The organism is Propionibacterium acidifaciens (assembly GCF_003798325.1).
Classification (GTDB): domain Bacteria; phylum Actinomycetota; class Actinomycetes; order Propionibacteriales; family Propionibacteriaceae; genus Propionibacterium; species Propionibacterium acidifaciens.
This window is the reverse complement of the sequence record NZ_CP033719.1, coordinates 2720559-2740023: the sequence shown is the minus strand read 5'-3', so window position 1 is coordinate 2740023 and position 19465 is coordinate 2720559. Positions and strand designations below refer to the sequence as shown.

The 19465-nt window shown below is 73.3% G+C and carries 13 protein-coding genes and 1 pseudogene; 6 read left to right on the top strand and 8 right to left on the bottom strand.

The window, feature by feature from the left end:
• Window positions 1-80: 80 nt before the first annotated feature.
• Window positions 81-344: a 50S ribosomal protein L27 gene (gene rpmA / locus EGX94_RS11695; RefSeq protein WP_021796518.1), complete on the bottom strand. Its 264-nt coding sequence runs from the start codon at window positions 342-344 to the stop codon at window positions 81-83.
• A 10-nt stretch (window positions 345-354) separates the two neighbouring features.
• Window positions 355-663, bottom strand: a complete 309-nt coding sequence (gene rplU / locus EGX94_RS11690) for a 50S ribosomal protein L21 (protein WP_021796514.1) — start codon at window positions 661-663, stop codon at window positions 355-357.
• Window positions 664-1265: 602 nt separating this feature from the next.
• Here rplU and EGX94_RS11685 point away from each other — a divergent pair.
• The 4 genes from EGX94_RS11685 to EGX94_RS11670 are packed head-to-tail and all read left to right on the top strand — an operon-like array spanning window position 1266 to window position 5578.
• Complete coding sequence (locus tag EGX94_RS11685) at window positions 1266-2645, top strand: MFS transporter (RefSeq protein WP_021796519.1); 1380 nt, start codon at window positions 1266-1268, stop codon at window positions 2643-2645.
• A 40-nt stretch (window positions 2646-2685) separates the two neighbouring features.
• Window positions 2686-3390, top strand: coding sequence for a phosphoadenylyl-sulfate reductase (locus tag EGX94_RS11680; protein ID WP_021796517.1), 705 nt, complete (start codon window positions 2686-2688; stop codon window positions 3388-3390).
• Window positions 3387-4328, top strand: a complete 942-nt coding sequence (gene cysD / locus EGX94_RS11675) for a sulfate adenylyltransferase subunit CysD (protein ID WP_021796516.1) — start codon at window positions 3387-3389, stop codon at window positions 4326-4328. The genes EGX94_RS11680 and cysD overlap by 4 nt, the downstream gene beginning before the upstream one ends.
• Window positions 4328-5578, top strand: a complete 1251-nt coding sequence (locus EGX94_RS11670; protein ID WP_021796520.1) for a sulfate adenylyltransferase subunit 1 — start codon at window positions 4328-4330, stop codon at window positions 5576-5578. Before cysD ends, EGX94_RS11670 begins: the two co-directional genes overlap by 1 nt.
• A 333-nt stretch (window positions 5579-5911) precedes the next feature.
• Here EGX94_RS11670 and EGX94_RS11665 read toward each other — a convergent pair whose 3' ends face one another.
• From EGX94_RS11665 to EGX94_RS11645, 5 genes are all read right to left on the bottom strand, one after another.
• Window positions 5912-8473: an Rne/Rng family ribonuclease gene (locus EGX94_RS11665; protein ID WP_123826355.1), complete on the bottom strand. Its 2562-nt coding sequence runs from the start codon at window positions 8471-8473 to the stop codon at window positions 5912-5914.
• A gap of 261 nt (window positions 8474-8734) precedes the next feature.
• Window positions 8735-9436 carry a TIGR03936 family radical SAM-associated protein gene (locus EGX94_RS11660; RefSeq protein WP_226906028.1) on the bottom strand — a complete coding sequence of 234 codons (702 nt, stop codon included), beginning with the start codon at window positions 9434-9436 and terminating at the stop codon, window positions 8735-8737.
• A gap of 90 nt (window positions 9437-9526) precedes the next feature.
• Window positions 9527-11494 (bottom strand): TIGR03960 family B12-binding radical SAM protein, encoded by a 1968-nt coding sequence (locus EGX94_RS11655; RefSeq protein WP_021797003.1) that lies wholly within the window; start codon window positions 11492-11494, stop codon window positions 9527-9529.
• Window positions 11495-11555: 61 nt separating this feature from the next.
• The gene (locus tag EGX94_RS11650; RefSeq protein WP_123826351.1) at window positions 11556-12764 is read right to left on the bottom strand and encodes a CPBP family intramembrane glutamic endopeptidase; all 1209 of its coding nucleotides are present in this window, start codon (window positions 12762-12764) and stop codon (window positions 11556-11558) included.
• Between the two features lie 67 nt (window positions 12765-12831).
• Window positions 12832-14232: a bifunctional folylpolyglutamate synthase/dihydrofolate synthase gene (locus EGX94_RS11645; protein ID WP_051245465.1), complete on the bottom strand. Its 1401-nt coding sequence runs from the start codon at window positions 14230-14232 to the stop codon at window positions 12832-12834.
• Between the two features lie 112 nt (window positions 14233-14344).
• Here EGX94_RS11645 and EGX94_RS11640 point away from each other — a divergent pair, with 112 nt between their 5' ends.
• Both EGX94_RS11640 and valS read left to right on the top strand, forming a co-directional pair.
• The gene (locus tag EGX94_RS11640) at window positions 14345-15199 is read left to right on the top strand and encodes a DsbA family protein (RefSeq protein ID WP_021798217.1); all 855 of its coding nucleotides are present in this window, start codon (window positions 14345-14347) and stop codon (window positions 15197-15199) included.
• 218 nt (window positions 15200-15417) lie between these two features.
• Window positions 15418-18018 carry a valine--tRNA ligase gene (valS, locus tag EGX94_RS11635; protein WP_028706554.1) on the top strand — a complete coding sequence of 867 codons (2601 nt, stop codon included), beginning with the start codon at window positions 15418-15420 and terminating at the stop codon, window positions 18016-18018.
• Between the two features lie 97 nt (window positions 18019-18115).
• On the opposite strand, the pseudogene EGX94_RS11630 reads toward valS, so the two are convergent.
• A pseudogene (locus EGX94_RS11630) lies at window positions 18116-19406 on the bottom strand (GntT/GntP/DsdX family permease).
• Between the last annotated feature and the right edge of the window lie 59 nt (window positions 19407-19465).

Sequence of the window (19465 nt, the reverse complement as noted above, 5' to 3'; positions counted from 1 at the left end):
GACCCGCCGCGCGGACGGGGCACGGCGCAGGGGCCGGCCCCGAAGGACCGGCCCCTGCGAGAGGTCTGCGTGCCGCCCGCTCAGACGGCGGCCTCGACCGGCTCAATGGTGACGACACGGCGTCCGCGACGGGTGCCGAACTGGACGGTGCCCGGCACCAGTGCGAAGAGCGTGTCGTCGCCGCCGCGGCCGACGCCCTCGCCGGGGTGGAAGTGGGTGCCGCGCTGCCGCACGATGATCTCGCCGGCGTTGACGAGCTGGCCGCCGAAGCGCTTCACGCCGAGGCGCTGGGCGTTGGAGTCGCGGCCGTTGCGAGAGCTGGAACCAGCCTTCTTGTGTGCCATGTCTGCCTCCTCAGGCGTTGATCCCGGTGACCCTGACCCGGGTGTAGTGCTGACGGTGGCCCTGGTGGCGCTTGTAACCGGTCTTGTTCTTGTAGTGGAGGATGTGGAGCTTGGGGCCCTTGGTCTCGCCGAGCACTTCGGCGGTGACGCTCACCCTGCCGAGGGACTTCGCGTCGGAGGTGACGGCGCCGCCGTCCACGACGAGCAGGGGCTGGAGCTCGACGCTCGCGCCCACCTCCTCGGCGACCCTGTCGATCTCGACGACATCGCCCACCGCCACCTTGTGCTGACGGCCGCCACTGCGCACGATCGCGTACACGCCTGACCCACTTCCTGTGTCGCGCCACCCGCGGGCGGCTCTCGCTCTTCGGCCATCGGATCCGGTGGCCCTCGGTTCAGTGCACGACCGCCCACCGGGACGGTCATTCCTGCTCGGCTCGACGAAGGCGGAGCCAGAGCACCGAGGGGACAGATTACCCGGTGCCGCATTGCGGGGTCAAACGCCGGATCGGCGGGCGCGACCGGCGGGCATGCCGGTACGGCCTCCGCCGACGCGACGCGGTTTGATCCGCCCCGACCTCTCCGTATACGATCGACATGCCCTGTCACGGGCCTTATCCCAGCAGGAGTGTCCCAGTACGAGGAGCCGATCCATGAGCGCAGTCGACGGCAGCACCGCCCTCGGCGCCCTGCTCTCCTGCCGCCAGCACATCGACCTCATGCTCGTCGTCGCCGCGGCCTGTTGATCCCGGCCCTCCTCTCCCCCGCACGCATCACCACGGACGCCTGAGGGCTGCCCCTGCGCCCTCACGCCCCGTCCCCTCTCACCGGCGGGCCGTCGCACCCGCACTCCGCTCCCCGGCAGCACCGCGCCGCTCCGTCCGGCCGGCGCGCAGCGGCCGCACGCATCTCTGGACAGACATGACACTCCTCACCTCGGACCGCCGAGCCGCGGCCCCGGCCAGACCGGGGCCGACCGGCCCCCGACGGGCCACCCACTACTTCGACGGGCTGCCCGTACGGGCCGCCCACCGGCGCGTCTTCGTCCTCGTGATGATCGCCTACTTCTTCGACCAGCTCGACAACTGGAACTTCGGGTACATCGCACCGGCCCTGCGCAGCTCCTGGGGACTGGGCCTGGAACGGATCGCGACGATCAACAGCGCCTACTTCGTCGGCATGACCGTGGGGGGCCTGCTCGGCGGCTTCTGCTCGGACCGCTTCGGGCGCCGCAGGGTCTTCCTGCACGGCATGGCGCTGTTCAGCACGGCCTCGGTCGTCAACGGCCTGGCCGGCGGCTTCGGGCTGTTCGTCGCCGCCCGCGCGCTGACGGGCGTCGGCCTGTTCGCCATGATGGTCTGCTCCCACACCTATCTGGCCGAGATCTCCCCGGGGGAGTCCCGCGGGCGCTGGCAGGGCCGGGTGGCCGCGGTCGGCTACTGCGCCGTGCCGGTCATCGGCATCGCCGCGAACCTCATCATCCCCCTCGGGGCGCAGGCCTGGCGGGCGCTGTTCATCCTCGGCGGGCTCGGCATCATCCCGCTGGCCCTGGCCTGGCGCTCCCTGCCGGAGTCGCCGCGCTGGCTCGTCTCCCGGGGGCGCGTCGCCGAGGCCGAGGCGACGGTCCGCGCGCTGACCGGCCACGACGTGGACCTCTCGCAGGCGGCCGCCCGCACCGGGCGCCCTCCCGGCCCGCTGACCAGCCTGCGGACGATCTTCTCGCGGGCCAACGCGCGACCCACCGCCGTCCTGCTCGTGCTCTTCGCCCTCGAGACGCCGGCGAGCTTCATCGTCCGCACCTGGATCACCACCCTCCTCGACGCCCAGGGCATGAGCATGCGCCTGGCCCTCGTCGCCACCTTCTGCATGCAGATCGGCGTGCCCTTCGGCTGCTGGGTCTCCTCGCGCGTCTCCGACCTGGGCGGGCGCAAGTGGCCCATCGTGGCGCTGCTGCTGGCCGAGTCCGCCCTCGCGGTGTCCTTCGGGCACGTCCGCGGGCACTGGGCCCTCATCGTCGTCGGCTTCCTGCTCACCGCGAGCGGCATGGCGGTCGGCCTCATCAGCTGCACCTACGCCACCGAGAACTACCCGACCCGGCTGCGCAACAGCGCCGACGGCGCGCACAACGCGGTCGGACGCTCCATGGTCGCCGCGACCCAGCCCCTCGTGCCCGGCCTGTTCGCCTCGGCCGGCTTCACCGGCGTCTTCACCGCCATCGCCGTCGGCCTGCTCCCCGCGGCGGCCCTCGTCGCCGCGGCGGGCCGGCGCACCGGGGGACGCTCCCTCGAGGAGATCTCATGAGCGGCCGACACGGACCGGACGGACGAGGAAGGACCCTGCCATGACGAGAACGAGAACCGAGGACGAGCTGCGCGCCATCGCCGAGCGGGCGTCCCGCGAGCACGCCGACGACGACGCCGCCGAGCTCATGGCCTGGGCGGCGCGGACCTTCGGCCGCTCGATGGCGGTCGCCTGCTCGATGGCGGCGGACACGGCGGTCACCGACCTGGCCTCCAGGGCCCTGCCGGGGGTCGACGTGCTCTTCCTCGAGACCGGCTACCACTTCCCCGAGACCGAGGACCTGCGGGACGACCTGCCGATCCTCCAGGACATCACCCTGGTGGAGCTGCGGCCCGACCAGAGCGTGGCCGAGCAGGACGCGCAGTACGGCCCCCGGCTGTACGAGCGCGATCCCAACGCCTGCTGCCGTCTGCGCAAGGTGGTCCCGCTCAACCGGGCGCTGGCCGGCTACGAGGCCTGGGTCACCGGGATCCGCCGCGAGGACAACGCGCTGCGCGCCCACGCCGGACTCGTCGAATGGGACGAGAGCCACCGGATGGTCAAACTCAACCCCATCGCGGCCTGGAGCGCCGACGAGCTCTTCGCCTACGTCGACGCCCACGACGTGCCGGTCAACCCCCTGCTCGGGCAGGGCTATCCATCCATCGGGTGCGCGACCTGCACGCGCAGGGTCGCCCCCGGACAGGACCCCAGGTCCGGCCGCTGGGCCGGCCTCACCAAGACGGAATGCGGGATCCACCTATGAGCACCACCACGAGCACCACCGGGCCGGCGTCCCCGGCGGGAGCGCCCGGCGACGACCACCTCGACGCGCTCGAGAACGAGTCGGTCCACATCATCCGGGAGGTCACCGCCGAGGCCGAGAGGCCCGTCCTGCTGTTCTCCGGCGGCAAGGACTCGGTCGTCATGCTGCACATCGCCCGCAAGGCCTTCTGGCCGGCCCCGCTGCCGTTCGGCCTGCTCCACGTCGACACCGGGCACAACTTCCCCGAGGTCCTCGCCTTCCGCGACGACGTCGTGGCCCGCCACGGGCTGCGGCTGACCGTCGAGAGGGTGCAGGACTGGATCGACGACGGGCGCCTCGTCGAGCGCCCCGACGGGACGCGCAATCCCCTGCAGACCCAGCCGCTGCTGCACGCCATCACCGCGGGCGGCTTCGACGCGGTCTACGGCGGGGGCCGCCGCGACGAGGAGAAGGCCCGCGCCAAGGAGCGGATCGTCTCGCTGCGCGACGCCTTCGGCCAGTGGAACCCGCGCAACCAGCGCCCCGAACTGTGGGGCCTGTACAACACGCGGCACCTGCCCGGGGAGCACGTGCGGGTCTTCCCGCTGTCGAACTGGACCGAGCTCGACGTGTGGAGCTACATCGTGCGCGAGGGCATCGAGCTGCCCTCCCTGTACTACGCCCACGAGCGCCGGGTCTTCCGGCGGAACGGCATGTGGATGCCGCTGGGCCCCGTCACCCGCCCCCGCGACGACGAGCGGGTCGTCACGCGGACCGTGCGCTACCGCACCGTGGGCGACATGTCGTGCACCGGGGCCGTCGAGTCGACGGCCGGCGACGCCGCGGCGGTGCTCGCCGAGGTCGCCGCGACGACGCTGACCGAGCGCGGGGCCACCCGCGCCGACGACAGGCTCTCCGAGGCCGCCATGGAGGACCGCAAGAAGGAGGGCTACTTCTGATGAGTGAACTGCTGCGTCTCGCCACCGCGGGCAGCGTCGACGACGGCAAGTCCACCCTCGTGGGCCGGCTGCTCCACGACACGAAGAACATCATGATCGACCAGTACTCCGCGGTGGAGCGGGCCTCCGCCGACCGCGGCCTGGACCAGACCGATCTCGCCCTGCTCACCGACGGGCTGCGCGCCGAGCGCGAGCAGGGCATCACCATCGACGTCGCCCACCGCTACTTCGCCACCCCGCGACGCTCGTTCATCCTGGCCGACTGCCCCGGCCACGTGCAGTACACGCGCAACACCGTCACCGGCGCCTCCACCGCCCAGCTCATCGTCGCCCTCGTCGACGTGCGCCACGGCATCCTGGAGCAGACCCGTCGCCACCTGGCCGTCGCGGCGCTGCTGCGCGTGCCCCACGTGGTGGTGGCCCTCAACAAGATCGACCTGGTCGACTACGACCGCCGGGTCGTCGAGGAGCTCGCCGAGCGGGTCCGCGAGCTGGGCGCCCGGCTCGGCATCGCCGAGCTCACCGTCATCCCCGTGAGCGCGCTGCTCGGCGACAACGTCGTGGAGCGCTCCGGGCGGACGCCCTGGTACGAGGGGCCCAGCCTCATGGAGCACCTCGAGCGGGTGCCCGTCGAGCAGCCCCAGGATGACGAGCCGGGGCGCTTCCCAGTGCAGTACGTGCTCCGCCCCGGGTCCGGCGCGGGCGAGCGCTTCCGCGACTACCGCGGCTACGCGGGCCGGGTGGAGCGGGGCTCCTTCCGGGTCGGGGACGAGGTGCGTGTGCTGCCCGGCGGGCAGCGCACGCGGATCGTCGGCATCGACCTCCCGGGGGGCGGACGGGCCGAGCGCGCCGGGGCCGGACGGTCGGCGACGCTGCGGCTGGGCGACGAGATCGACGTCGCGCGCGGGGATCTCATCGCCGCCGATCCCGGCCCCGAGCCCGTCAGCACCCTCGACGCGACGGTGTGCTGGCTGGGCGACCGGGCGCTGCACGTCGGGGACCGCCTGCTCGTCAAGCACACGACGCGGACGGTCACCGCCATCGTCACCGCCATCGACGGGCGCCTCGACCTCGCCGCACTCGACGAGGAGCAGGCCGACGAGCTGGCCCTCAACGACATCGGACGGATCGGGCTGACGCTGGCCGAACCGCTGTGCCCCGACCGTTACGGCGACTCGCGGACGACGGGCTCGTTCATCCTCGTCCACCCGCAGGCCGGCAACACACTGGCGGCCGGCATGGTGGCCTGAACCCGTGGGCCGGGCCGGGGCGGCCCGAAGAGCCCGCAGGCCCGGGGCGCGGGGGCGGCCGTGCCGCCGCACGCGACCGAGCTCGTCGTCCAACCGCAGGCCCGAGCTGGCGGCCTCCTCCTCGGCCGCCCGGCAGGCAAAAACGCGGCGCAGGCCCCCGAGGCGCGGCGGGACTGCCCGGTCTGCGCGTCGGGACGGCGCACAGGGGGCAGCGGGGACCGGGCGCGCCCGTCGTGATCGGTCGCCGGACCGGGATGGTGCGCGCAGGGACTCGGGCCGTGCGGCCCGCGATCCCCTGCGCGTCGCGTCCCGGCGGTTCCGGCCCGGATCCGCTCAGGAGCCGCTCCTCCTCCCGCCGCGGCGCCCGCGGCGATGCCGCTCGCCGCCGTCGGCCGGAGCCTGGCTCGCGACGGGCTCGTCATGGCGGATGTAGCCCCGCCCGCCGCACTTGTCGCACTCGACGGTGAAGGCCTCGGCGAGGCCCGTGCCGATGCGCTTGCGCGTCATCTGGACCAGGCCCAGGCTCGTGACCTCGCTCACCTGATGGCGGGTGCGGTCCCGACCCAGGCACTCGACGAGCCGGCGCAGCAGCAGCTCACGGTTGGCCGGCAGCACCATGTCGATGAAGTCGACGACGATGATGCCGCCGAGGTCGCGCAGCCGCAGCTGGCGGACGATCTCCTCGGCCGCCTCGAGGTTGTTCTTCGTGACGGTCTCCTCGAGGTTGCCGCCGGTGCCGGTGAACTTTCCGGTGTTGACGTCGATGACCGTCATGGCCTCGGTGCGGTCGATGACGAGCGAGCCGCCCGACGGCAGGAAGACCTTGCGCTCGAGGGCCTTGGAGATCTGCTCGTCGATGCGGTGGGCGGTGAAGGGATCGCCCTTCTCGTCGTCCCAGTGCCGGAGGCGGTCGCGCAGCCGCGGCGCGATGTGCTCGACGTAGGCGTCGATCGTGTCGAAGGCGTCGCCCGGACCGCCGCTGCCGGCGATGACGAGCTCGGAGAAGTCCTCGGTGAACAGATCGCGCACGATGCGCAGGGTCAGGTCGGGCTCGGCGTAGAGCTGCTGCGGCGCGTTGCCGGTGGCGACCTTCTTCTCGATGACCTCCCACTGGGCCTTGAGCCGTGTGACGTCGTGGCGCAGGTCGTCGGCGGAGACCCCCTCGGCCGCGGTGCGGACGATGACCGAGCCGGACTCGTCGACCGCCTCGTTGACGATCCCCTTGAGGCGGTGGCGCTCGGTGTCGGGCAGCTTGCGGCTGATGCCGGACAGATGGCCGTCCGGTGAGTAGACGACGTAGCGGCCCGGCAGCGAGACGTGCCCGGTGAGACGGGCCCCCTTGGCTCCGACCGGGTCCTTGCTCACCTGGACGAGCACGGTCTGGCCGGGCTTGAGCGCCTCCTCGATGGCGTGGGGGGCGTTCTTGTCGGGCATGAGGTCCCAGTCGACCTCGCCGGCGTAGAGCACGGCGTTGCGACCCCGGCCGATGTCGATGAACGCGGCCTCCATGCTCGGCAGGACGTTCTGCACCTTGCCGAGGTAGATGTTGCCGATGAGCGAGGTCGAGGCCTTGCGGTCGACGTAGTGCTCGACGAGGACGTCGTCCTCGAGCACGGCCAGCTGGGTGTACTCCTCGCGCTGGCGGATGACCATCTTCCGGTTGACGGACTCGCGGCGGGCCAGGAACTCGGCCTCGGACAGGATCGGCGCGCGGCGGCGGCCCGCCGCACGGCCCTCCTTGCGGCGCTGGCGCTTGGCCTCGAGCCGGGTGGAGCCCTCGATGCCGGTGACCTCGTCGACGGCGCTGTGGCGGGGCTCGCGCACCCGCACGACAACGTCGCTCGGGTCGTCGTCGGAGCCGCCGGTGTCCTCGCCGCGGCGGCGACGACGGCGACGGCGACGGTGCTGGCCCTGACCGGCCTCGGACGACTCGGCGCCGGAGTCCTTGGAGCCGTCCTTGTCGACGTCCTTGTCGACGTCCTCGTCGGAGCCGCCGGACTCGCCCCCGGCGCCGTCCTCGGTCTCGTCGGACTGCTCGCCGCGGTGACGACGACGGCCGCCGCGACGCCGACGGCGACGGCGCGTGCCCTGCTCGTCCGCGGCGTTCTCCCCGCCCTCGTCCTCGGGCGCCGTCTCCTTCTCGGCGGCGGGCTCGGCGGGCGCCTGCTCGCCGCCGGCGATCGCGGCGGTGAGGGAGTCGAGGACGGCCTGCTTGTCGACCTGCTCGTCCGCGCCGCCCTCGGCGCGACGGTCCCGGCCCGCCGCCTCGCGCTCGGCCTCGGACAGGAGCGCGCCGACCCGCTGGGCGGCGGAGTCGTCGGCGTCGGCAGCAGCCCTGCTGCGGCCGCGGGATCTGCTCCCGGAGTCGTCCTGCTCGCCGTCGGCGGCGGGCTCGGACTCCACGGCGCGGGCCCGGGAGGAGCGGCGCCGGGCCGGCCTGCGCGCCGGGGCCGGGGTCTCCTCGGCCTCCGCATCGGGCCGGTCGTCCGAGCCGCCGGTCGGGACCTCGACGGGCCCGGGCTCGGGAAGGCCCGCCAGCTCGGCCCGTTCGGCCTCGCGCTGGGCGACGGCCTCGTCGAGGACGGCGGCGATGGCGATGTCGACCGGGTCGGGCCGCTTGGTCCTGCTCCGCGCAGCGGGCCGTTCCCCGGCCGAGGGGGGCTCGTCGGCCGGGGCCCCACCATGCCCCTGGCCGTCGCCGGCCGTGGTCGCGTCGTCCGCGGGCCCGGCGGCGGCCGGTTCGTCGGCGGCCGGCTCGGAGGGCGCCGGTTCCGGGGCCGCGGCGGGGGCCTCCTCGGGCGGGCCCGCCGGGCGCGTCTTCGCGCGGCGACCGCGCGGGGGGCGCGGCAGGTCGTCGTCGGCGTGGGATGCGGTGGACGTCACGTCATCGAGCATGAAGTGCTCCTCTTGCGCCGTGCAGGCGCGGATCAGTCGCACGGGTGCGACGAAAGCTGGCGGCTCCCGCTGTCGCCGGGATCCCCCGCGGTCTGCTCGCGCGTCGCGGTGAGGATGCCTCCGGCTCGCGGGTACGGGCGCTTGGCGGCCCTTACCTGGTTTCAAGTATGGCACACGCACCGACACGGACGCGTGAGGACGCGCGCACGCCCGGACCGGGCCGGGCCGGGCGGGAACCGGGCTCCGGCCCGCGGGACCGGCTCACGGGGCCGGCGGCCCGCTCGTCGGGTCCGGCACGTCGAGCGGGTCCCCGATCGCGCCATCCGGAAGCAGCGGGCCCTGGCGCAGGCGGGTGAACAGGCCGGGGTGGTCCCCGCCCAGTCCGGGCTCCAGCCGGCGCAGCGCCCGGAGGACGTCGTCGGGGCGTACGAGCGGGGCCCCGTGGACGAGGCGCACCCGCACGCGGCCGTCCTCGTCCACGTGCGCGGACCGGACGGCCGGGCGCGCGTCGAAGGTCCGCTCCCCCTTGCGGGTGACGCGGCTCACCTCGACGGACCGGGCCGCGAGCAACTCGTCGACCGCCCGCCCGAGTCGCAGCGTCCGGTCCTCGCCGAGGTCGATCACCCAGTCGGAGACCTGGAGCAGCTCCGACAGCGGGGGCCGGCGCCGCTCGACGACGCGCAGCACGCGGAAGCCGGCCGGCAGGGCGGCGTTGAGCTCCTCGCGCACCCGCTCGGGGTCGAGCACCTCGAGGACGGCGATGTCGGCGTACTCGGCGTGGGAGGCCGCCGAGGTGGGCGCCGAATTGGCGTAGCTGATGCACGGATGCGGCGAGAAGCCCGAGGAGTGGGCCATCGGGACGCCCGCCCGGCGCAGCGCGCGCTCGAAGGCCCGCGAGAAGTCGCGGTGAGACGCGAAGCGGGCTGCGCCGAGCTTCGAGTAGCACAGGCGCAAATGCTGCACGGGCGGCGGCTGGCGCGGGGGTTCTCGACGGGGCACCCACGCATGGTAGGCGCCCGACGACGGGGACGCGAACCGGCGGCCGGGGGCCGGTCAGGCGTCCGCGCCGGCCCTCCGCGGCGGAGGGGGCTCGAGCGGCAGCAGCGTCGTGCCCGAGGGGCCCATCTCGATGTCGACGCCGAGGCGGGGGCAGACGCCGCAGTCCTCGCAGCCGTCCCACCGGCAGTCGGCGAGCTGACGGGCGGCGCGCCCGGCGAGGTACTCCTGCCACAGCCAGCCGCGGTCCAGCCCGGCGTCGAGGTGGTCCCAGGGCAGCACCTCGAGCTCGTCGCGCTCGCGGGTGGTGTACCAGTCCAGGTCGACGCCGAGGGGCTCGAGCTCGATGGCGGCGCAGTCGACCCACCGCTGGTGGTCGTAGTGCTCCCGCCAGCCGTCGAAGCGCCCGCCGTCGAGCCAGACGGCCTCGATGACGCGCCCGACCCGGCGGTCGCCGCGGGCCAGCAGGCCCTCGATCTGGCCGGGCGCGCCGTCGGACCAGCGGACCGTGATGGCGCGGTGGAAGCCGCGGTCGGCCCGCACGGCCTCGCGGAGCACGCCGATGCGGTGGTCGACGAGCTCGGGGCCGGCCTGCGGGGCCCACTGGAACGGGGTGTGCGCCTTGGGCACGAAGCCCCCGATCGAGACGGTGCACGCGATGTCGCGGCGCCCGGTGATCCGGCGTCCGGTCTCGACGACGCGGTGGGCCAGGCGGGCGATGGCCAGCATGTCCTCGTCCGTCTCGGTGGGCAGGCCGCACATGAAGTACATCTTCACCGAGCGCCAGCCCTGGCCGAACGCCGCGGAGACGGTCGCCATGAGGTCGTCCTCGCTGACGTTCTTGTTGATGACCGCGCGCAGGCGCTCCGAGCCGGCCTCGGGGGCGATCGTGAGGCCCGAGCGGCGCCCGCCGCGCGAGAGCTCGCGGGCCAGGTCGACGGTGAAGGCGTCGACCCGGGTGCTGGGGATCGACAGGGAGACGTTGTCGCCCTCGTAGCGGTCGGCCAGCTGGTGGGCGATCTCGGTGATCTCGGTGTGGTCGGCGCTCGACAGGCTGAGCAGGCCGACCTCCTCGAGGCCCGTGGCGCGCAGTCCGTGGTCGACCATGGCGCCGATGGCGGCCAGGGAGCGCTCGCGCACGGGGCGGGTGATCATGCCCGCCTGGCAGAAGCGGCAGCCGCGGGTGCAGCCGCGGAAGATCTCCGCCGAGTAGCGCTCGTGCACGGTCTCGGCGAGCGGGACGATCGGCTCCTTCGGGTAGGGCCAGGCGTCCAGGTCGGTGAGCACCCAGCGCTCGACCTCGGCGGGCACGCCGTCCCGGTTCGGGCTGATGCGCGCGATGGCGCCGTCGTCGCCGTACTCGACGTCGTAGAAGCGCGGCACGTAGAACCCTCCGGTGGCGGCCAGGACCTCCAGGACGCCGTCGCGCCCGCCGGGGCAACCGGCCAGGCGCCAGTCGCGGACGATGCGCGAGAGCTCGACGGACGCCTCCTCCCCGTCGCCGAGGACGGCGACGTCGATGAAGTCGGCGACCGGCTCGGGGTTGAACGCGCAGTGTCCCCCGATGAGCACGAGTGGATCGTCCATGGTGCGCTCGTCGCTGTGGAGGGGGACGCCCGCCAGGTCGAGTGCGTTGAGCAGATTGGTGCAGCCGAGCTCGGTGCTCAGGCCGACGCCGAGCACGTCGTAGGCCCGGACCGGCCGGTGGCTCTCGAGCGTGAACTGCGGCAGGCCGTGGGCGCGCATGAGCGCCTCGAGGTCGGGCCAGACGCTGAAGCTGCGCTCGGCGCTCGCCCAGCCGAGCTCGTTGATGACCTCGTAGAGGATGGCCAAGCCCTGGTTGGGCTGGCCGACGCCGTAGGTGTCGGGGTACATGAGCACCCAGTGCACCTGGGAGTCCCCCCAGGGGCGCAGCCGCGCGTTGATCTCACCGCCCACGTACTGCACGGGGGTGACGACCTGGGCCAGCAGCGGGCTCAGCTCGTCGAAGAGCCCGGCCGGCTCGGGCCGCGGCTGCTCGCTCATCCGTTCCTCCTGCCGGGGCGGCCCGCCCCTCGACCGCTCCCCCTCCATGATCCGCCGAGGGTCAACGAGGGGGCTCGACCTGCGGCGCCCCCGCGCCGTCGACGGTCGGCGGGACGGGCGGGACCCCCTGGAGCGGGGACGGCGCCGGCGGCGGGTACGCGGCCGGCGGCGGGAACGAGGCGGGGTCCGGGGACGGCCAGGCGCCCGTCATGACGGCCTGCGGCCAGGGGCCGGGCGCCGGAGCCGGCTCGGGCCCGCTGACCACGTCCAGACCCCTGGCCCTGGCCCGCCGACAGATGAGGGCCGCGGCGATGGCGATGACGGCCAGCTGGAGCAGGCTCCACGGGCTGCCGGTGCCCTCGGAGCGGTCCATCATGTGGCTGATGTCGCTGAACGGCATGAGGGCCATGGCCGTCATGTTGTTGATGATGTGCATGGCCGTCGAGGCCTCGAGGCCGCCGGTGCAGTAGCACAGGAGGCAGGCCGCGGCGCCGAAGCAGAAGTAGCCGATGTTGAGCCACGGGTCCTGGGCCATGTGGGCGAGCATGAAGCAGAAGGAGCTGACGGCGCCGCCGACGAGCGCCGAGACGATGCCGAGCGTCTTCGTGCGCTGCGGGAAGCAGCCGGCGACCAAGCGGTTGATGCCGCCGCGGAAGAACCACTCCTCGCCGGCGCACTGGAGGGGCGTCGTGAGGAGGATGCCGAGGATGAGCACGACGGTGTCGCCGTTGACGGCCAGGCCGTCCAGACCGCCGCCCTCGAGGAAGGCGTCGGCGACGGTGAAGACGATCCAGATCGGCAGGAGCACGGCCAGGCACCAGCCGAACCAGCGCCAGCGGAAGCGCCCGATGACCGAGTGGACGAAACCGATCGGCTGGCCGTGGAGGCGCGCCACGAGCCAGACGATCGGGATGGAGCAGGCCAGCCCGACGTTGTTCGCGATGAAGAGCGCCGGGGTGAAGCCGCCACCGCCGGCGAGCGAGGGGTAGTACTCCTCGGCCGTGGAACGGCCGCTCGCCACGTCGATGACCATCGCGACGACGAAGGCGACGGTCGAGGCGGCGAACCACAGCACGCCGCCGACGAGGGCGCCGACGACCGGGCGCCACACCCGCCAGCGCGGCGAGTGCCACAGTCCGTGGTAGCGGGTCGGCAGCACCGGCAGCGCCGACTCGTACGACTGCTGGAACGGATACGCCGGGGCCGTGGGAGGGTGCGCTGGGCCGGCAGGAGGATACGCGGGGCCCATCGGAGGGCGGGCAGTGCTCATGACGCCCCACCCTAACGGGCCGTCACAAGGAGCCGGGGTCCGTTCCACGGCCGGGACGCCGCACGCCCTACGGGCCGGTCGGCACCGTCACGGTGAGCGGTCCGCCGCCGGAGCCCGGCCCGTCGTCGGCCAGGATGCCGCGGGCCTCCCCGGCGAGGAACACCGAGCCGATGACGAGCACGCCGGCCTCCTCGCCCGAGGCGCCGGCGAGCGCCATGGCCCGCCCGAGCGCCTCGGCGGTGTCCGTCGCGGCATGCACGCGTGCCGGGCCGAACGCCCCGGCGGCGGCCTCGGCGAGCTCCTCGACGCCCAGGGCGCGCGGGTTGTCGCGGACGGCGGTGACGACGACCTCGTCGAGCTCGTCGGCGAGCAGCTCGAGCACGGCGTCGACCTGCTTGTCGGCCATCATGGCGAGCACCCCGATGGCGGGGCGCATGACGAAGGCCTCGCGCAGCCCGGCCAGCGTGGCGCGCACGCCGTGCGGGTTGTGGGCCGTGTCGAGCACGACGAGCGGGTCGTGGTGGACGGCCTCGAGCCGGGCCGGCGCCCGGACGGCGGCCAGGCCCTCGGCGAGCACCGTCGGCTCGACGGCGCGGCCCCCGCAGAACGCCTCGACGGCGGCGGTGGCCACGGCGGCGTTGTGGGCCATGTGCGCCCCGTGCAGGGGCAGGAAGAGATCGCCGATCGGCCCGCCGGCGCCCTCCAGGCGCAGCAGCTGGCCGCCGACCGCGACCCGGCGGTCGAGCAGCGCGAAGTCCGGGCCCTCGCGCACCATCGTCGCACCGACCTCGGCGCAGTGCTCGGCCAGGACGGCGGCGGCCTCGGGGCCCTGGCCCGCCAGGACGGCGGTCGCACCGGGCTTGATGATGCCCGCCTTCTCGCGGGCGATGGCGCCGAGCGTGTCGCCGAGGTACTGCATGTGGTCCATGGCGACCGGCCCGACGACGGCGACCCGGGCGTCGGCCACGTTCGTGGCGTCCCAGCGCCCGCCCATGCCGACCTCCATGATCGCCACGTCGACGGGCGCGTCGGCGAAGGCGGCGTAGGCCAGGGCCGTCATGACCTCGAAGAAGGTCATGACGATGCCATCGAGGCGGCGGGCGTCGACCATGTCGACCATGGGGCCGATCTGCGTCCACAGCTCGTCGAGGCGCCCCGCCTCGACGGGCGCGCCGTCGATGCAGATGCGCTCGGTGATGTCCTCCAGGTGCGGCGAGCTGAAGCGGCCGGTGCGCAGCCCCATCGAGCGCAGGATCGCGTCGATCATGATGGCCGTGCTGCCCTTGCCGTTCGTGCCGGTGACGGCGATGACCGGGCAGGCGTCCTGCGGGTCGCCGAGCAGCTCGCACAGCGCCCCGATGCGCGCCAACGAGGGGCCGACGCGGTGCTCCGGCCATCGCGAGGTGATCGACGCGACGGTGCGGGCGTGCTCGGACGAGGGGTCGCTGTGCTCACGTGTGCTGCTCATCGGGCCCCAGACTAGTTGTCCGACGCCGCGGGGCCCGCCCGGGTAGACTGCCTGCGTGTTCTGAGCGCCGAGCCAGAACGACGGACCAGCACGCTCGAGCCGGAAGGTTGACATGGCCTCGAAGAACCCAGGGAAGCAGGGCCCCGCCGGCGGGGCGGGGACGAACCGTCGCGAGGCGCTGCGCCAGGCGCAGGCCGCGCAGGCCGCGCACCAGCGGCGCATGCGCACGATCCTCGTCGCGGTGTCCTCGGTCGTCGCGCTGGCGATCATCGTCGTCGTGGTGCTCGCCGCCACCGGGAGGCTCGGCTCCGGCAAGGACGAGCCCACCGCCGTCGTGACGGGCCTGGGCGAGCAGATCACCCCGCCGCACGCCAACGCGGACGGCACCGGGATCGTCTCGCCGATCGGCACGAACGACTCGGCGCCGACCCTCGTCGTCTACGAGGACTACCAGTGCCCGATCTGCCAGACCTACGAGAGCCACTACGGCAAGACCTTCGACTCGCTGGCCTCCAGCGGCCGGCTCCGCATCGAGTACCGCACCCGCACCTTCCTCGACAGGAACCTCAAGTCGCTCAACGACTCGAAGGGCGTTCCCGAGTCCTCCAAGCGCGCCGCCATCGCCGCGGCCTGCGCCGACCAGGTCGGGAGGTTCCAGGAGTACCATGACGCCGCCTACGCCAAGGCCCCCGAGGAGGAGGGCGACGGCTACTCCGTGCAGAAGCTGCGCGACGAGATCGCAGCCGACGCCGGCATCACCGGCGACGACCTCACGACCTTCCAGGGCTGCGTCGACCAGAACCAGACCCAGACCTTCGTCGAGAACGTCGAGCAGGCCGGCGTGGACGCCCAGGTCAACTCGACCCCGACCTTCATGGTCAACGGCAAGCAGGTCTCGTTCCAGAACGTCGACCCGACCGACGAGCAGGCCGTCCTCGACGTCATCACCAGCGCCGCCCCGGCCTGAACCGCCGCGGTCGCGCGCCGCGCCCCGGGGCCCCTGAGCGCCGCCGAGACCGAACAGCCGGATCCGGTCGTAGCCGTCGGCGGGGATAGGTGGTCCTCCGCGCCGCCGGGCCCGAACGGGGACGCCCCGCGCCTGCCGCCCTCGCCGGGGCTCCTCCGCGCCCGGCCGGGCGCGGAACCGAACGGCCGGGTGGCGGGCGCGTTAGTAGGATGTCCCCCATGACTGAGACACCCGCCACGACGACACCCGCGACGACCCCCTCGGGCTGGCGGGTACCGGAGAGGCCGGTGCTCGAGGGCCTCGAGGACAAGTGGTCGGCCGCCTGGGAGGCCGAGCAGCTCTACGCCTTCCACCGCCCGCAGGCCCGTCACCAGGTGTTCAGCATCGACACCCCGCCTCCCACCGTCTCGGGCTCGCTGCACGTGGGCCACGTGTTCAGCTACACCCACACCGACGTCGTGGCCCGCTACCAGCGCATGCTGGGCAAGCAGGTCTTCTACCCGATGGGCTGGGACGACAACGGCCTGCCCACCGAGCGCCGCGTCCAGAACCACTTCGGCGTGCGCTGCGACCCGTCGATCCCCTACGACCCCGACTTCGAGCCCCCGGCCAGGCCGAACCCGAAGAAGCAGGTGCCGATCAGCCGCCGCAACTTCGTCGAGCTGTGCCACCGCCTCACGCAGGTGGACGAGCGGGCCTTCGCCGAGCTGTGGCACAAGGTCGGCCTGTCGGTCGACTGGGACCAGCTGTACACGACGATCGGGGCCGAGACGCAGCGCATCTCGCAGCTCGCCTTCCTGCGCAACCACGAGCGGGGCGAGGCCTACATGAGCGAGGCCCCCACCATGTGGGACGTCACCTTCCAGACCGCCGTCGCCCAGGCCGAGCTCGAGGCCCGCGACTACCCCGGCGCCTACCACCGCCTGGCCTTCCACCGGCCCGACGGCTCCGACGTCTTCATCGAGACGACCCGCCCCGAGCTGCTCGTGTCCTGCTGCGCCCTCATCGCCCACCCGGACGACGAGCGCTACCGGGAGCTGTTCGGCACGACGGTGACCACGCCCGTCTTCGGCGTCGAGGTGCCCGTCCTGGCCCACCCGGCCGCCGAGATGGACAAGGGCGCCGGCATCGCCATGTGCTGCACCTTCGGCGACCTCACCGACGTCCAGTGGTGGCGCGAGCTCGAGCTGCCCACGCGCACGGTGATCGGCCGCGACGGCCGGCTGTCGCGCGAGCGCCCCGAGTGGCTTCCCGACGCCTCCTTCTACGAGGCCGAGCTGGCCGGCAGGACCGTCTTCAGCGCCCGCGCGGCCATGGTCGACAAGCTCCGCACCACCGGCGAGATGGACGGCGAGCCGAAGGCCACCCAGCGCATGGCCAACTTCTACGAGAAGGGCGACAAGCCCCTCGAGATCGTCTCCACCCGCCAGTGGTACATCGCCAACGGCGGCCGCGACGAGGAGCTCAAGGCCGCGCTGCTGGCCCGCGGCGAGCAGATCGACTTCGTGCCCGAGCACATGCGCCACCGCTACACGAACTGGGTCGAGGGGCTCAACGGCGACTGGCTCATCAGCCGGCAGCGCTTCTTCGGCATCCCCCTCCCCGTCTGGTACCGGCTCGACGCCAACGGCGACCCCGACTACGGGGAGCCGATCATGGCGGCGGCCGAGACGCTGCCCGTCGACCCGAGCTCGGACTGCCCGCCCGGCTACGAGCCCGCCCAGCGCGGCGCCCCCGGCGGCTTCATGGCCGAGCCCGATGTCATGGACACGTGGGCGACGAGCTCGCTGACCCCCGAGATCGTCTGCGGCTGGGAGCGCGACCGGCAACTGTTCGACCTGACCTTCCCCATGGACCTCGCCCCGCAGGCCCACGACATCATCCGCACCTGGCTGTTCAGCCGCGTCGTGCGCGCCAACTTCGAGTTCGGCGCCGTGCCGTGGCGGCGGGCCACCGTCTCGGGCTTCGTCGTCGACCCCGACCGCAAGAAGATGAGCAAGTCCAAGGGCAATGCGATCGTGCCCACCGACATCATCGACAAGTACGGCGCCGACGCCGTGCGCTGGCGCGCCGCCATGGCCCGTCCGGGCATGGACTCCCCCTTCGACGAGCGCCAGATGAAGGTCGGCCGGCGCCTGGCGATGAAAGTGCTCAACGCCAGCCGGTTCGTGCTCGGCATGGGCGCCCCGACCGGGCGGGAGGCCATCTGCGAGGCCGTCGACCTGGCCGAGCTGGCCGCCCTGCGCGAGATCGTCGGGAGGGCCGGCGCGGCGCTCGCCGCGTTCGACTACACGAGCGCCCTGGAGGCCACCGAGACCTTCTTCTGGAGCTTCTGCGACGACTACCTGGAGCTCGTCAAGGAGCGCGCCTACGGGGCCCGCGGCGAACGGGCCGCCGCCTCGGCCAATGCGAGCCTCCAACTGGCCCTGTCGGTGCTCCTGCGCCTGCTGGCCCCGTTCATGCCGTTCGTCACCGAGGAGGTCTGGAGCTGGTGGCGGCCCGGCTCGGTGCACACCTCCGCTTGGCCGACCGTCGACGAGCTGCCCTCCGACGGCGACACCTCCCTCGTGGCCGACACGGCCGCGGCGCTCGTCCTCGTGCGCGGCGCCAAGTCGGACGCCAAGGTCTCCATGAAGACGCCCGTCGAGGCCATCGCGGTGACCGCCCCGGCGGCGTCGATCGCCAACCTGCGCCTCGTCGCCGACGACCTGTCGGCCGTCGGCCACATCGAGTGCCCGATCGACTTCGTCGAGGGCGGCGAGTCCGTCACGGCCGACATCGTCCTGGGCGAGCCCCCGGTCAAGAGGCCGCGGGGCTGACCCGGGGCCACCGTCCGCCGCAGGGATCACAGAGCCCGAGACCGTCGGGACGCCGTGGAGCGGCACCGGGAGGCGTCCGTCGCGGCCCCGAACCGCCTCAGGCCAGCAACCAGACGAGGGCGGTGAGCAGGAAGCCGGCCAAGCCGCGGACGGTCGTCAGCACCGTCCAGGCCCGCAGGCCGTCCTGAACACTCAGGCCCGTGCACGTGGTGAAGATCCAGAAGCCGCCGTCGTTGACGTGCGAGAGGCCGAGCGCGCCGAAGCCGATCGCCAGGGCGATGAGCGCGATGTGCAGAGCGTCGTAGCCGCCCGCCGCGACGTTGTCGACGAGCAGACCGGCCGTCGTGAGGATCGCCACCGTGGCCGAGCCCTGGCTGGCGCGCAGGGCCAGGCAGATGACGAAGCCAGCGAGCAGGACGGGCATGTGCACCGCCATGAGCGCCCGTGACAGCGCCGCCCCGGCGCCACTGGCGACGAGGATCGAGGCGAACACGCCGCCTGCGCCGGCGACGAGGACGACGACGGCCACGTCGGGCAGGGCGTGGTCGACGGTCCGTCCGGGCTGGTCGAGGGACCAGTGCTGCTGGCAGCCCAGGACGACACAGGCGAGCAGTGCCGCGGTGAGCAGCGCCACGAGGGGCGCGCCGACCAGGCTCAGCACGGAGTCGGCCTTCGACGGGTCCGGCACGAGCATCCTGCCGACCGTGCCGATGACGATCTGGATGACCGGGGCGAGGATGAGGAACAGGACGGTGCCCGGCCCCGTCGGGTCGGCCCCGACCATGAGCTCCTCGTCGGACGGCTCCTCGGTGCCGTCGGGCGGGTCGCCGAGCGGCGTGGCGCCCAGAACGATGTCGTCGGTCCGGACCCGCCGCGAGGCGAGGTAGCCGACGGCGGCAACGACCGCGCAGACGGGCAGCCCGATCATGAGCATGAGTCCGGTCCGGGCCGAGGATCCTCGCGGCGGCCGTCGGCCCGGGGTGCGGCGGCACGGCGACGTGCACGGTGAGGGCCGCCGTGCCGACCGGCAGGGCGATACTCAGCAGCCTCGTCCGGGTGACGCGGGCCAGGGCGAAGACGATGGGCGCCAGGACGATGAAGGCGACCTCGAAGAAGATCGGAATGCCCACGAGGAAGGCGACGATCGTCACGGCGATGGCGACCCGGTGCTCGCCGAGCACTCGGACGAACCGGCGGGCCAGCGTGTCGGCGCCGTCGGCCCGCTCGATGAGCGAACCGAGCATGGCGCCCAGCGCCACGACCGTGGCCACCGAGCCGAGCGCGTTGCCCATGCCCGTCGTCATCGTGTCGGCGATGCTCGTCAACGGCACGCGGGTGGCGATGGCCAGCAGGACGGAGACCGTCATGAGAGCCATGAAGGCGCTCATCCTCAGTCCGATGACGAGCAGCAGGAGGAGCGCAATGGCGGCCAGGGCGAGGACGAGGA

Coding starts and splice junctions, on each gene's coding strand:
- rpmA (WP_021796518.1), bottom strand. CDS start 344: ATGGCACACAAGAAGGCTGGTTCCAGCTCTCGCAACGGCCGCGACTCC.
- EGX94_RS11685 (WP_021796519.1), top strand. CDS start 1,266: ATGACACTCCTCACCTCGGACCGCCGAGCCGCGGCCCCGGCCAGACCG.
- EGX94_RS11680 (WP_021796517.1), top strand. CDS start 2,686: ATGACGAGAACGAGAACCGAGGACGAGCTGCGCGCCATCGCCGAGCGG.
- cysD (WP_021796516.1), top strand. CDS start 3,387: ATGAGCACCACCACGAGCACCACCGGGCCGGCGTCCCCGGCGGGAGCG.
- EGX94_RS11670 (WP_021796520.1), top strand. CDS start 4,328: ATGAGTGAACTGCTGCGTCTCGCCACCGCGGGCAGCGTCGACGACGGC.
- EGX94_RS11665 (WP_123826355.1), bottom strand. CDS start 8,473: ATGCTCGATGACGTGACGTCCACCGCATCCCACGCCGACGACGACCTG.
- EGX94_RS11655 (WP_021797003.1), bottom strand. CDS start 11,494: ATGAGCGAGCAGCCGCGGCCCGAGCCGGCCGGGCTCTTCGACGAGCTG.
- EGX94_RS11650 (WP_123826351.1), bottom strand. CDS start 12,764: ATGAGCACTGCCCGCCCTCCGATGGGCCCCGCGTATCCTCCTGCCGGC.
- EGX94_RS11645 (WP_051245465.1), bottom strand. CDS start 14,232: ATGAGCAGCACACGTGAGCACAGCGACCCCTCGTCCGAGCACGCCCGC.
- EGX94_RS11640 (WP_021798217.1), top strand. CDS start 14,345: ATGGCCTCGAAGAACCCAGGGAAGCAGGGCCCCGCCGGCGGGGCGGGG.
- valS (WP_028706554.1), top strand. CDS start 15,418: ATGACTGAGACACCCGCCACGACGACACCCGCGACGACCCCCTCGGGC.